General features: G+C 59.5%; 12 protein-coding genes. 10 read left to right on the forward strand and 2 right to left on the reverse strand.

Annotation, left to right across the window (positions count from 1 at the left end; translation table 11 throughout):
• Window positions 1–43: 43 nt before the first annotated feature.
• Together ACRRSD_RS26865 and ACRRSD_RS26870 are read left to right on the forward strand one after the other, a co-directional pair.
• On the forward strand, window positions 44–1,087 hold the full coding sequence (locus ACRRSD_RS26865) for a WD40/YVTN/BNR-like repeat-containing protein (RefSeq protein ID WP_435036296.1): 1,044 nt from the start codon (window positions 44–46) through the stop codon (window positions 1,085–1,087).
• On the forward strand, window positions 1,084–3,468 hold the full coding sequence (locus ACRRSD_RS26870; RefSeq protein WP_102902171.1) for an efflux RND transporter permease subunit: 2,385 nt from the start codon (window positions 1,084–1,086) through the stop codon (window positions 3,466–3,468). The genes ACRRSD_RS26865 and ACRRSD_RS26870 overlap by 4 nt, the downstream gene beginning before the upstream one ends.
• Before the next feature lie 290 nt (window positions 3,469–3,758).
• Here the strand turns inward: ACRRSD_RS26870 and ACRRSD_RS26875 are convergent, their stop codons facing one another.
• Both ACRRSD_RS26875 and ACRRSD_RS26880 read right to left on the reverse strand, forming a co-directional pair.
• Complete coding sequence (locus ACRRSD_RS26875; protein WP_435036297.1) at window positions 3,759–4,478, reverse strand: FadR/GntR family transcriptional regulator; 720 nt, start codon at window positions 4,476–4,478, stop codon at window positions 3,759–3,761.
• A gap of 185 nt (window positions 4,479–4,663) precedes the next feature.
• Entirely contained in the window at window positions 4,664–6,400 is a 1,737-nt protein-coding gene (locus ACRRSD_RS26880; protein ID WP_007917984.1) for an IlvD/Edd family dehydratase, read from the reverse strand.
• Between the two features lie 193 nt (window positions 6,401–6,593).
• Between ACRRSD_RS26880 and ACRRSD_RS26885 the strand changes: the two genes are divergently transcribed.
• The 8 genes from ACRRSD_RS26885 to ACRRSD_RS26920 all read left to right on the forward strand — a co-directional run bounded on the left by ACRRSD_RS26885 (window position 6,594) and on the right by ACRRSD_RS26920 (window position 13,478).
• Window positions 6,594–7,916, forward strand: coding sequence for an MFS transporter (locus tag ACRRSD_RS26885; RefSeq protein ID WP_435036298.1), 1,323 nt, complete (start codon window positions 6,594–6,596; stop codon window positions 7,914–7,916).
• Between the two features lie 151 nt (window positions 7,917–8,067).
• Entirely contained in the window at window positions 8,068–9,060 is a 993-nt protein-coding gene (gene araD1, locus ACRRSD_RS26890) for an AraD1 family protein (protein WP_435036299.1), read from the forward strand.
• A gap of 9 nt (window positions 9,061–9,069) precedes the next feature.
• Window positions 9,070–10,650, forward strand: a complete 1,581-nt coding sequence (locus ACRRSD_RS26895) for an aldehyde dehydrogenase (NADP(+)) (RefSeq protein ID WP_435036300.1) — start codon at window positions 9,070–9,072, stop codon at window positions 10,648–10,650.
• Between the two features lie 178 nt (window positions 10,651–10,828).
• Complete coding sequence (locus ACRRSD_RS26900) at window positions 10,829–11,140, forward strand: DUF5629 family protein (RefSeq protein WP_435036301.1); 312 nt, start codon at window positions 10,829–10,831, stop codon at window positions 11,138–11,140.
• The gene (locus ACRRSD_RS26905) at window positions 11,127–12,302 is read left to right on the forward strand and encodes a lactonase family protein (RefSeq protein WP_435036302.1); all 1,176 of its coding nucleotides are present in this window, start codon (window positions 11,127–11,129) and stop codon (window positions 12,300–12,302) included. The genes ACRRSD_RS26900 and ACRRSD_RS26905 overlap by 14 nt, the downstream gene beginning before the upstream one ends.
• A gap of 156 nt (window positions 12,303–12,458) precedes the next feature.
• The gene (locus ACRRSD_RS26910; protein ID WP_435036303.1) at window positions 12,459–12,638 is read left to right on the forward strand and encodes a hypothetical protein; all 180 of its coding nucleotides are present in this window, start codon (window positions 12,459–12,461) and stop codon (window positions 12,636–12,638) included.
• Between the two features lie 373 nt (window positions 12,639–13,011).
• Window positions 13,012–13,224 (forward strand): hypothetical protein, encoded by a 213-nt coding sequence (locus tag ACRRSD_RS26915; RefSeq protein WP_435036304.1) that lies wholly within the window; start codon window positions 13,012–13,014, stop codon window positions 13,222–13,224.
• A complete protein-coding gene (locus tag ACRRSD_RS26920; protein ID WP_435036305.1) occupies window positions 13,221–13,478 on the forward strand; it encodes a hypothetical protein in 258 nt (85 codons plus the stop codon). Before ACRRSD_RS26915 ends, ACRRSD_RS26920 begins: the two co-directional genes overlap by 4 nt.
• Window positions 13,479–13,603 lie beyond the last annotated feature (125 nt).

Raw genomic sequence — 13,603 nt, forward strand, 5'->3', positions numbered from 1 at the left:
TTGAAGGCCAGATGGCCTAACAATAATAAAGAGGGGAAGGTCTATGAGTCGTTGCCGCCTGCCGGCGTTACGCAACACCGCGTTGCTGGCCACAGCACTCTCGCTGCTGGGCTTTGCCACGTTATCGGCACCGGTGATTGCCGCCGAGGCTCCGGCCGATGTGGTCTATGCCACTGAATCCGCCAAAGCCGCGAAAAGCCTGATTCTCGATGTCGTCCACGCTGGCGCACGCCTGGTCGCGGTCGGCGATCGCGGGCACATTCTCTATTCCGATGACCAGGGCAAAACCTGGAAACAGGCCAAGGTGCCGAGCCGGCAACTGCTGACCGCGGTGTACTTTGTCGACGACAAGCACGGCTGGGCGGTCGGGCACGACGCGCAAATCCTCGCCAGCGCAGACGGCGGTCTGACCTGGACCAAACAATTCGAAGACCTCAAGCGTGAATCGCCGCTGCTCGACGTCTGGTTCAAGGACGTCGACAGCGGCCTTGCCGTGGGCGCATACGGCGCGCTGCTGGAAACCACCGACGGCGGCAAGAACTGGCAAGACGTCAGCGACCGCCTCGACAACGAAGATCAATTCCACCTCAACGCCATCGCCGCGGTGAAGGACGCCGGGCTGTTTATCGTCGGTGAGTCGGGCAGCATGTTCCGCTCCGCCGACGAGGGCCAGACCTGGGAAAAACTCGAAGGCCCGTACGAAGGCTCGCTGTTTGGCGTGATCGGCACGGCACAACCGCAAACCCTGCTGGCCTACGGCTTGCGCGGCAATCTCTTCCGCTCAACGGATTTCGGCAACACCTGGGAACAGGTCGAATTGAAAGCTGCACGCGGTGCCCTGGAGTTCGGCCTGTCCGGCGCCACCCTGCTCGAAGACGGCTCGATCGTCATCGTCGGCAACGGCGGCTCGGTGATCAGCAGCAGTGACAATGGCGAGACCTTCAGTGTGTTCAACCGTCCGGACCGCATTTCGCTGTCATCGGTCACCGCTGCCGGCGACGGCAACCTGATTCTGAGCGGGCAGGGTGGCGTTCACACCACGCTGCCGAACGGTGCCGAGATCAATAACAAGAAGGCGGGGCTATGACTTCCTTGATCACTCCTCAGCAGGACAAGGCGACGTTTCTTGAGCGCCTGATCTTCAACAACCGCCCGGCCGTGATCCTGATCTGTCTGGTGGTGAGCATTTTCCTGTTCTGGCAGGCCACGCTGATCCGGCCATCGACCAGTTTCGAAAAAATGATCCCGCTCAAGCATCCGTTCATCGAGAAGATGATGGAGCACCGCAACGATCTGGCGAATCTCGGCAATACCGTGCGGATTTCGGTGGAAGCCAAGGACGGCGACATCTTCTCCAAGGAGTATATGGAGACCCTGCGCCAGATCAACGACGAGGTGTTCTACATCTCCGGCGTCGACCGCTCCGGCCTGAAATCGCTGTGGAGTCCGAGCGTGCGCTGGACCGAAGTGACCGAAGAGGGTTTTGCCGGCGGTGAAGTGATTCCACAGAGCTACAACGGCTCGCAGGACAGCCTCGATCTGTTGCGTAACAACGTGCTCAAGTCCGGTCAGGTCGGGCGTCTGGTGGCCAACGACTTCAAGTCGAGCATCGTCGACATCCCGCTGCTGGAGTCCTACCCGGATCCGGAAGACCAAGGCAAGCTGCTCGCGCTGGACTACCGCAAGTTCTCCCATGAACTCGAAGACAAGATCCGCAACAAGTTCGAAGCGCAGAACCCCAACGTCAAAATCCACATTGTCGGTTTCGCCAAAAAGGTCGGCGACCTGATCGACGGTCTGGTGATGGTCGTGCTGTTCTTCGGCATCGCGTTCGTCATCACCCTGATTCTGCTGCTGTGGTTCACCAACTGCGTACGCAGCACCATCGCCGTATTGAGCACGACGCTGGTGGCGGTGGTCTGGCAGCTCGGCTTGATGCACTTCTTCGGTTTCGGACTCGATCCGTATTCGATGCTGGTGCCGTTCCTGATCTTCGCCATCGGTATTTCCCACGGCGTGCAGAAGATCAACGGTATTGCCCTGCAGTCCAGCGAGGCCGACAACGCACTGACCGCAGCGCGCCGCACCTTCCGGCAACTGTTCCTGCCGGGGATGATTGCGATTCTTGCGGACGCGGTGGGTTTCATTACCCTGTTGATCATCGACATCGGCGTGATCCGCGAATTGGCGATCGGAGCCTCCATCGGCGTGGCAGTAATCGTGTTCACCAACCTGATTCTGCTGCCGGTCGCCATTTCCTATGTCGGTATCAGTAAACGGGCGATCGCCAAGAGCAAGAAAGACGCGAACCGCGAACATCCGTTCTGGCGCCTGCTGTCGAACTTCGCCAACCCGAAAGTCGCACGCATCTCGGTGCTGCTGGCGCTGATCGCCTTCGGCGGCGGCCTCTGGTACAGCCAGAACCTGAAAATCGGCGACCTCGACCAGGGCGCACCGGAACTGCGTCCGGACTCGCGCTACAACAAGGACAACAACTTCATCATCAGCAATTACTCCACCAGCTCTGACGTACTGGTAGTGATGGTCAAGACCAAGGCTGAAGGCTGCTCGCGTTATGAAGCCATGGCGCCGATCGATCAGTTGATGTGGAAGATGCAGAACACCGAGGGCGTGCAGTCGGCGATCTCGCTGGTGACCGTGTCCAAGCAGATGATCAAGGGCATGAACGAAGGCAACCTGAAATGGGAAACCCTGTCGCGCAACCCGGACGTGCTGAACAACTCGATTGCCCGTGCCGACGGCCTGTACAACAACAGTTGCTCGCTGGCGCCAGTGCTGGTGTTCCTCAACGATCACAAGGCCGAAACCCTCGATCGGGCGGTACATGCGGTGCAGGAGTTTGCCCAGGAGAATAACAAGGACGGTCTGGAGTTCATCCTCGCCGCCGGTAATGCCGGCATCGAAGCGGCCACCAACGAAGTCATCAAACAGGCTGAGCTGACCATCCTGATTCTGGTGTACATCTGCGTGGCGGTGATGTGCATGATCACCTTCCGTTCGTGGGCGGCGACCTTGTGCATCGTCCTGCCGCTGGTGCTGACCTCGGTACTCGGCAACGCGCTGATGGCGTTCATGGGCATCGGCGTGAAGGTTGCAACGTTGCCAGTGGTGGCGCTGGGTGTGGGGATTGGTGTCGACTACGGCATCTATATCTACAGCCGCCTGGAAAGTTTCCTGCGTGCCGGGCTGCCGTTGCAGGAAGCCTATTACCAGACGCTGAAATCCACCGGTAAAGCGGTGCTGTTCACCGGCCTGTGCCTGGCGATCGGCGTGTGCACCTGGATCTTCTCGGCGATCAAGTTCCAGGCCGACATGGGCCTGATGCTGACCTTCATGCTGCTGTGGAACATGTTCGGTGCGCTGTGGCTGCTGCCGGCACTGGCGAAGTTCCTGATCAAGCCGGAGAAACTGGCGGGGCAGAAGGGCAATTCGCTGTTTGCGCATTGATCTGAAAAGCTGAAACGACAAAGCCGCAACCTTTAGGGGTTGCGGCTTTTTTTTGGATGAAGATCAAGGTCAAGATCAAGAGCCCCTCACCCTAGCCCTCTCCCGGAGGGAGAGGGGACTGATTGGGGGATATTGGAGATTTACGCCGACTTGAACGATTTGCTGTGAATCCATAATCGACTCGGTTTTTCAGGTCGATGTACCACGCAAGACATCGCGGTCGGTCCCCTCTACCTCTGGGCGGTCCGACGTTTCGGGAGGGCTAGGGTGAGGGCAAGAGGGTTAAAAATTTAAGAGAGTTCTGTGCCGAGCACGACGCTGAGCGCACTACGCGCATCATCCAGCTGCACCAACGTCGCATGCCGAGCACCCAGCGCATCCCGATTCTCGATTGCCGTCAAAATCGCCTTATGCCGCGGCAACGCCAATTCATGCAGATTCGGCCGCTGATTCGAATGCTTCAACGCCTCGGCAATAGCTACCGACAACATATTGCACAGGTTCGCCAGCAAATCATTGTGCGTCGCATCGGCAATCCGGCTATGGAAATCCAGATCCGGCTGTAACAACGCTTCCGGTGTCGGCGCGGCTTCCATGCGCTGGTAAGCCTCACCGATCCCGGCAATTTCGGCATCGGTGGCATGCTGGGCGGCGAGGGCCGCAGCCGCCGGTTCGATAATGCTGCGCACACTGGTCAGCACATTGAAGAATTCGTTTTGCGGGCTGCTTTGCATCAACCAATGCAGCACGTCCGGGTCGAGCATGTGCCACTCGCGGCGTGCCTTGACCACCGTGCCGACACGCGGTCTGGAGTACACCAACCCCTTGGCCACCAGCACCCGCGTCGCTTCACGCAGCACCGGCCTGCTGACCGCGTACTCCTCGCAGAGCAGGGCTTCGGCGGGCAGTTTGTCGTCGGGCTTGAAGCGTCCGGAGACGATCTGCATGCCCAGTTCCTGGACGATGCGCGAGTGCATGCTTTTGCGGTCGGAGGGTTTGCGGTAATCCATGGGGAACGGCGCGATCCTGAGCGATGGAGATGCCGCGCATCATAGCAGGCACGGCGCAATCTTGAGGCGGGTAAAGAACAACTGTGGGAGCGAGCTTGCTCGCGAAAGCGTTGGGTCAAACAACATTACAGTTGAATGTGCCGCCGTCTTCGCGAGCAAGCTCGCTCCCACAGGGATTTGTGTGATCAGTGAGAGTGGCGGGGGACTTCAGCGCCTCGGCAACCTACCAGGAAGTCGAAGTCACAGCCCTGATCCGCCTGCAGCACATGGTCGATGTACAACTGACGATAGCCGCCCACCAGCAATTGCTGCGGGGGCTGCAGATCCGCCATGCGCGCCGCCAGTTCGGCATCCGGAATGTCCAGATGCAAACGCCCGGTGGCGCAATCCAGCTCGATCCAGTCGCCTTCCTTCACGGTCGCCAAAGGCCCGCCGGCCGCCGCTTCCGGTGCCACGTGCAAAACCACCGTGCCGTACGCCGTGCCGCTCATCCGTGCATCAGAGATGCGCACCATATCCGTCACACCCTGGGCCAACAGTTTGGCCGGTAAGCCCATGTTGCCGACTTCGGCCATGCCCGGATAACCCTTCGGCCCGCAGTTTTTCATCACCAGAATCGAATCCTTATCGACATCCAGCTCCGGATCGTTGATCCGCGCTTTGTACATGTCGAAGTTTTCAAATACCACCGCGCGGCCGCGATGCTGCATCAGTTCCGGGGTTGCGGCGGAGGGCTTGAGCACCGCGCCGAGCGGCGCCAAATTACCGCGCAACACACAAATCCCGCCATCGGCGCGAATCGGATTGTCGAGCGTGCGGATCACCTCGTCTTCACCGTAGATCGGCGCGTCCTTGGTGTTCTCTCCGATCGACTTGCCGTTGACCGTCAGTGCGTTTGGATTCGGAATCAGATTGGCCTCACCGAGACGGCGCAGCACCGCTGGCAAACCACCGGCGTAATAAAACTCTTCCATCAGAAAACGCCCCGACGGTTGCAGGTCGACGATGGTCGGCATGCCACGACCGATGCGCGTCCAGTCGTCCAGATCCAGCTCGACACCGATGCGTCCGGCGATGGCTTTCAAGTGAATGACCGCGTTGGTCGAACCGCCGATGGCAGCGTTCACGCGGATAGCGTTTTCGAAGGCTTCCTTGGTCAGAATCTTCGACAGTTTCAAATCTTCGCGAACCATCTCCACCGCACGCATGCCGGACATGTGCGCCAACACATAACGCCGCGCATCGACAGCCGGAATCGCCGCGTTGTGTGGCAGCGAAGTGCCGAGAGCTTCCGCCATGCAAGCCATGGTCGATGCGGTGCCCATGGTGTTGCAGGTGCCCGCCGAACGCGACATGCCGCCCTCGGCCGCGAGGAAATCGTCGATGGTGATGGTGCCGGCCTTTACTTGCTCGCTGAGCTGCCAGACCACGGTGCCGGAACCGATGTCCTTGCCCTTGTGCTTGCCGTTGAGCATCGGCCCGCCAGTGACAACGATGGCCGGTACATCGCAACTGGCTGCACCCATCAACAGCGCCGGGGTGGTTTTGTCGCAACCGGTCAACAGCACCACGCCGTCGATCGGATTGCCGCGTATCGCTTCTTCAACGTCCATGCTCGCCAGGTTGCGGGTGAGCATGGCGGTCGGACGCAGATTCGATTCTCCGTTGGAGAACACCGGAAATTCCACTGGAAAACCGCCAGCCTCGATCACCCCGCGTTTGACGTGCTCCGCGATCTGGCGGAAGTGCGCGTTGCACGGGGTCAGTTCCGACCAGGTGTTGCAGATGCCGATGATCGGCTTGCCGTGGAACTGGTGGTCGGCGATGCCCTGATTCTTCATCCAGCTGCGGTACATGAAGCCGTTCTTGTCGGCCGTGCCAAACCATTGGGCGGAGCGCAGGGTGGGTTTCTTATCAGACATGATCGATTCTCTTATTGTATGACTATAGTGTTCCAGCTACGGCTTAATCTAAGCGCAAAATCCTAGGTTTGGAAGTGTTGTTGGTGAATTAGTATTACTATATAGTCGTTTTCGACGGAGGGATGGCCCTGACGGTTTACCGTGAGAGGCGTCCCCCGAGGTTCTATAAAAACAACAATCGGAGACCGATCTCATGAGCCAGGAACTGCGGCTGATACGGCGCATTACGCTGAAACTGATTCCCTTCCTGATCCTGCTGTACCTGATCGCCTATGTGGATCGCTCCGCCGTCGGCTTCGCCAAGCTGCACATGGGCGCCGACATCGGCATTGGCGATGCGGCTTACGGCCTCGGCGCCGGGCTGTTCTTCATTGGTTACTTCCTCCTCGAAATCCCCAGCAACCTGATGCTCGAACGCTTCGGCGCACGACGCTGGTTCGCGCGGATCATGATCACCTGGGGCGCCATCACCATCGGCATGGCCTTCGTCCAGGGCCCGCACAGTTTCTACGTGATGCGCTTTCTGCTCGGCGCGGCCGAGGCGGGCTTCTTCCCCGGCGTTCTCTACTACATCACTCAATGGTTCCCGGTGCGCCATCGCGGCAAGATCCTCGGCCTGTTCATCCTCTCCCAACCGATCGCGATGATGATCACCGGTCCGGTGTCCGGCGGTTTGCTCGGCATGGACGGCGTCCTCGGTCTGCACGGCTGGCAGTGGCTGTTTATCGTCATTGGCACCCCGGCGATCCTGCTGACCTGGCCGGTGCTGCGCTGGTTGCCGGACGGCCCGCAGCAAGTGAACTGGATGGATCAGGCGGAAAAGGATTGGCTGACCGGCGAGCTGAAAAAAGATCTGCAGGAATACGGCCAGACCCGCCACGGCAATCCGTTGCATGCCCTGAAAGACAAACGCGTTTTGCTGTTGGCGCTGTTTTACCTGCCGGTGACGTTGAGCATTTATGGTCTCGGTCTATGGTTACCGACGCTGATCAAACAGTTTGGCGGCAGTGATCTGGTCACCGGTTTTGTTTCGTCGGTGCCGTACATCTTCGGGATCATCGGGCTGCTGATCGTGCCGCGCAGTTCTGATCGCTTGAATGATCGCTACGGCCATCTGGCTGTTCTGTATGTGCTGGGCGCGATTGGCCTGTTCCTCAGTGCCTGGTTGTCGTTGCCGGTGGCGCAACTGGCGGCATTGTGTCTGGTGGCGTTCGCGTTGTTTTCCTGCACGGCGGTGTTCTGGACCTTGCCGGGGCGCTTCTTTGCCGGCGCGAGTGCGGCGGCGGGCATTGCGTTGATTAATTCGGTGGGGAATCTCGGCGGGTATATCGGGCCGTTCGTGATTGGCGCGTTGAAGGAATACACCGGTAATTTGGCTTCGGGGTTGTATTTCCTCTCTGGAGTGATGGTGTTCGGCTTGATCCTGACCGGCGTGGTTTACCGCGTGCTGGAACGCAAACACGTTCTGCCGGTTGACCAGTTCGCCGCCAGCGCCCGTGGTGCCACCCGAACCTGAACTCTGGAAGCAATGCAAATCCCTTGTGGGAGCGAGCTTGCTCGCGAAGAGGCCATCACATTCAACATTGTTGGTGACTGATACACCGCTTTCGCGAGCAAGCTCGCTCCCACAGGGGACAGCGACGTTTTTGATGGAATAGGAGAAAATCATGCATCTGGTTCAATTCGAATTAAGCAACGGCGAACGCCGCGTCGGCGTGGTCGCCAACGGTCTGGTGCGCGAAGTCCAGGACGCGCGCAGCGTGCGTGATCTGGCGCTGGCCGCCATCGAGGCCGGCAACACTCTGGAACAGCAAGTGCAAACCCTCGGCCTCGGCATCAGCCACGATTACGCCGAGCTACTGTCCCAGTTGCGCATCCTGCCGCCACTCGATCACCCGGACCCGGCACACATGCTGGTCAGCGGCACCGGTCTGACCCATTTGGGCAGCGCTTCGGCCCGCGACAAAATGCATCAGCAGGCCGGTGATGAAGCGGCGATGACCGATACCATGCGCATCTTCAAATGGGGCGTGGAGGGCGGCAAACCGGCGGCGGGGCAGGCCGGCGTGCAACCGGAATGGTTCTACAAAGGCGATGGCAGCATCGTCGTTCGCCCCGGCCAACCTTTCCCGGTGCCGCCGTTTGCCGAAGATGCCGGCGAAGAACCGGAGATGGCCGGCCTCTATGTGATCGGCCACGACGGCAAGCCTTATCGCCTCGGTTTCGCGGTCGGCAACGAGTTCTCCGATCACGTCATGGAGCGCAAAAACTACCTGTACCTGGCGCACTCGAAACTGCGCAGTTGCAGTTATGGTCCGGAACTTCGCACCGGTGAATTGCCTCAACATCTGGCAGGCACCAGTCGCATCCTGCGTGACGGCGAAGTGCTCTGGCAAAACGAGTTTCTCAGTGGTGAGGCGAACATGTGCCACAGCCTCGCCAACCTCGAATACCACCACTTCAAATACCGTCAGTTCCTGCGCCCGGGCGACGTGCACATTCACTTCTTCGGCACCGCGACCCTGTCGTTCGCCGAGGGTATCCGCACGCAACCGGGCGACCTGTTCGAAATCAGCCAGGCCGAATTCGGCGCGCCGCTGGTCAACGGCATCGTGCCGATCGCAGCCGCTTTTGCGCCGGACAGCATCGGCACCCTTTAAGGAGATCCCATGACTCAGATTCTCGGTCACAACTACATCGGCGGTCAGCGCAGCGCTGCTGGCAACGTCAAACTGCAATCGGTCGATGCCACGACGGGCGAACAGCTGCCCCACGATTTCATTCAGGCCACCGTCGAAGAAGTCGACGCCGCCGCCAAAGCCGCCGCTGCCGCTTACCCGGCGTATCGAAGCCTTAGCGCCGAACGCCGCGCGCAGTTCCTTGATGCGATTGCCGATGAACTGGATGCCCTCGGTGATGACTTCGTCGCCGTGGTCTGCCGCGAAACCGCGTTGCCGGCCGGACGCATTCAAGGCGAGCGCGGACGCACCAGCGGGCAGATGCGCCTGTTCGCCAAGGTTCTGCGTCGAGGTGATTTCTATGGAGCGCGAATCGATTTACCGCTGCCGGATCGCCAACCGTTGCCACGTCCGGATCTGCGTCAGTACCGCATCGGCCTCGGCCCTGTCGCGGTGTTCGGCGCAAGCAACTTTCCACTGGCATTTTCAACTGCCGGCGGCGACACCGCGTCGGCACTGGCCGCCGGTTGCCCGGTGGTGTTCAAGGCCCACAGCGGCCATATGGCGACAGCAGAACTGGTTGCCGATGCGCTGATTCGTGCCGCAGAAAAAACCGCGATGCCGGCCGGCGTGTTCAACATGATCTACGGCGGTGGCGTCGGTGAATGGCTGGTCAAGCATCCGGCGATTCAGGCGGTTGGCTTCACCGGGTCGCTTAAGGGCGGTCGCGCGCTGTGCGACATGGCGGCTGCGCGCCCGCAACCGATCCCGGTGTTTGCCGAGATGTCGAGTATCAACCCGGTGATCGTCCTGCCGCAGGCCTTGGCGGCTCGCTCGGAAACGGTTGCTCGCGACCTGACGGCTTCGGTGGTGCAGGGCTGTGGCCAGTTCTGTACCAATCCCGGGCTGGTGATCGGCATTCGTTCGCCGCAGTTCAGCGCTTTCGTGCAGCAAGTCGCCGGATTGATCGGCGATCAACCGGCGCAAACCATGCTCAACGCTGGCACCCTCGGCAGCTACGGCAAAGGCTTGCAGAAGCTGTTGGCGCATTCTGGCATCGAGCATCTGGCCGGCAATCCGCAGCAGGGCAATCAGGCGCAGCCGCAATTGTTCAAGGCCGATGCGAGCCTGTTGATCAATGGCGATGAAGTGTTGCAGGAAGAAGTGTTCGGCCCGACCACGGTGATTGTCGAAGTGGCGGATCAGGCGCAACTCAGTGCGGCGTTGCATGGCCTGCACGGGCAACTCACCGCGACGATCATTGGTGAGCTGACGGACTTCGAACAGTTTGCTGAACTGACACCGCTGCTGGAACAGAAGGTCGGGCGGATTCTGCTTAATGGTTATCCGACCGGTGTCGAAGTGTGTGATTCGATGGTGCACGGCGGGCCTTATCCGGCAACGTCTGATGCCCGCGGTACTTCGGTCGGGACGCTGGCCATCGACCGATTCCTGCGCCCGGTGTGCTTCCAGAACTACCCGGACAGCTTGCTGCCAGAGCCGCTGAAAAACGCCAACCCATTGCGCATCCAGCGCCTCGTCGATGGCAAGCCAAGCCGCGATGCGTTGTAACTGACAGCCAACATCCCTGTGGGAGCGAGCCTGCTCGCGAATGCATTCTTTCAGTCAGCCTTTCATGGCCTGACACACCGCATTCGCGAGCAGGCTCGCTCCCACAAGGGTTCCCATAAGGCCTCTGGATCACATTGAGCTATCATTGGCCCTTTCCCCCCTAGAAAGACTGTTTGCCATGACTGCCCAAACCCTTCTCAACGTCCTCGAACACTGCGGCATGGTCGAAATCGACGGCCTGCATGCCTTCGAATTCGCCCTCGACGAAGACGACAACCTGCACATCGAATGCATCGATGGCCGAGCGTCCAAGCATTGGGAATTCTCTCCCGCGCAGGTTGCAGCGGCAACGTTTGATGAAGACCTGCACAGCTGGTTGATCGTTGGTTTTTCCAGCGATACCAAAACCACCGGCGAACACTGCCTGGTCTGCCACGGTGACGTAGTCAGCAGCAGCAATAACGAGGACGAAACTGATGAAAATGCGTAAATTCTGGCCGCTGCTGATGGCCGGCAGCGTCGGTGCAATGGGCCTGTCCACTGCATCTGCAGAAAGCTTCCAATTGCTGGTCGGTTCCTACACCGCCAACACCAGCCAGGGTATTTACCGCATGAACTTCGACAGCGCTACCGGCCAGATCGCCGCCAAGCCGCTGCAAGTGGTCAAGAGTGAAAACCCGTCATGGCTGACCCTGTCCAAAGACCAGCGCAGGCTGTTCGTGGTTAACGAAAACGGCCCGGGCCAGAAAGACCCGGTCGGCCGTGTCAGCAGCTATTCGATCGATCCGAAAACCCACGCGCTGACCCTGATCAATCAAGTGCAGAGCCTGGGCAACGAGCCGACTCATTCGAGCCTCAGCGCTGACGCTAGCCACTTGTTCGTCAGCAACTATTCGGTGATGGAAGATCCGGGTGGAACGCTGGCGGTATTGCCGGTCGGTGCCGACGGCAAACTCAAACCTGTCGTGCAGATGAGCGCGCATCCGGCCAGCCGGATCAACCTTGAGCGCCAGGCCTCCAACCACGTGCACTCGACGGTTTCTTCGCCGGACGGCCGCTACGTGTTCTCCAACGATCTGGGCGCGGACAAGGTCTTCGTCTACCTGTTCGATCCGAAGGCCAACCCGGACTTGCCGCTGACACCCGCGATGACCGCCGCAGTGCCCTTGCCGGCCGGCAGCGGCCCGCGTCATCTGCTGTTCAGCGCTGATGGCAAACACGCCTGGCTGACCATGGAAATGAGCGCGCAGGTTGCGGTGTTCGATTACCACGATGGCGTGCTGACCCAGACGCAACTGGTCGATCTGGCCGCTGGTCAACCGACCTCGGACAAGGCCGGCGCGGCACTGCATGCCTCGGCCGATGGCAAGTTTCTCTACGTCAGCAACCGTGGCACCGCCAATCAACTGGTGGTGTTCGCGATCGATCCGGCAACCGGTCAGCTCAAAGAGCTGCAAAAACGCTCGGTGGACGGTGATCACCCGCGCGAATTCAGCCTCGACCCGAGTGGCAAATTCCTGCTGATCGCCAACCAGAAGAGCAACGAAATTGTCGTCGTCGAGCGCGATGGCAAGACCGGTCTGCTCGGCAAAACCGTGCAGAAACTGGCGATGGACGCTCCCAGCGACCTCAAGTTCATAGTGCGACAATAAGCCACAGGCCCCGGTTTACTGGGCCTGTCTCGTTGTATTAATAGCGCTGATATCCGGTAATGCTACAAAGCATTTCAAGCGATCAACCCTCGAGCGTTAAGTTTGCTCCACGGCCCAACCGGGCAAGCAAGCCAACCGAACACGAGGGTTACCGCCATGAACTTCAATCTCTTCTCCGTTATCGCCGCTTCCGCCATCTCCGCCACTGTCGTGCTGCCAGCCAGCGCCAACGTCGAAATCAACAGCAAAAAATCCCACACCCAGAGCTACACCCAGAAATACCTGCAACAGAGCGCCAACTTCTACGCCGCCCTGGATCACAAAGTCCAACACTGAAATGCCCGCTTCGAACAACTCCCTGTAGGAGCTGCCGAAGGCTGCGATCTTTTGATCTTGTTTGATCGTTCCCACGCTCTGCGTGGGAATGCCTCTAGGGACGCTCTGCGTCCAGTGACGCGGAGCGTCACGGGCTGCATGCCCACGCAGAGCGTGGGAACGATCGGCAAAAGCAAAATCAAAAGATCGCAGCCTTCGGCAGCTCCTACACGTGTGCGTGAGTTTTTCGCAGCACGATAGGTTTCTTCAAACACGCAAATAGACTGGCTAAATAATCAACAAAGCTGATGTTTACTATGGAAAACCCTGAGTGGTTGCCACAGCTTTTTTGATCGATTCTGTGGACATCGAAACATGCCCACGGGAGAACACCATGGCCAGCGCAATCATTCATTCAGCCAAACGCGGCGCCTATCTGGCCATCGGTCTTTACCTGGCCGTGGTGCTGGTCGTCAGCATCGTCTCGCAGATGGAACACACCTTCGACGCCCCGATTGAAGTCGCCCACCCCGGCATCCAGTTCGAAGTCCGCTCGCAAAGCGTGATGGTCGACCGGGCCGAACTCGCGGGAGTCGGCGGAGTATGAAAGGTTACAGACTCTGGGTGATCGCCGGTTTGGCGTTCTTCACCAACGGCGCTTCATTATTGGGCATCGGCCAAGGCTCGGTTGGCGCACTGGCGCGGGCCATAGAGGCCAATCACAACATTGCGCACAATATCGAGAGAGCAAATACGCTAGGGCTGATGGCCGGCAATCCGCCGGTAAAAGTCTCGGCGGATTTTCTCGGGCCATTCGAGATAGATTGCATGGCCCTCGGCATGTGCCAAGCGCTGGCCTGACTGATCGTTCCCACGCTCCGCGTGGGAATGCAGCCCGGACGCTCCGCGTCCGATTGGAACGCAGAGCGTCCCTTGAGGCATTCCCACGCAGAGCGTGGGAACGATCATCAAGCAGGAAGGTGAGG

This window comes from Pseudomonas neuropathica (assembly GCF_051174785.1).
In the GTDB taxonomy this organism is placed as follows: Bacteria; Pseudomonadota; Gammaproteobacteria; order Pseudomonadales; family Pseudomonadaceae; genus Aquipseudomonas; species Aquipseudomonas neuropathica_A.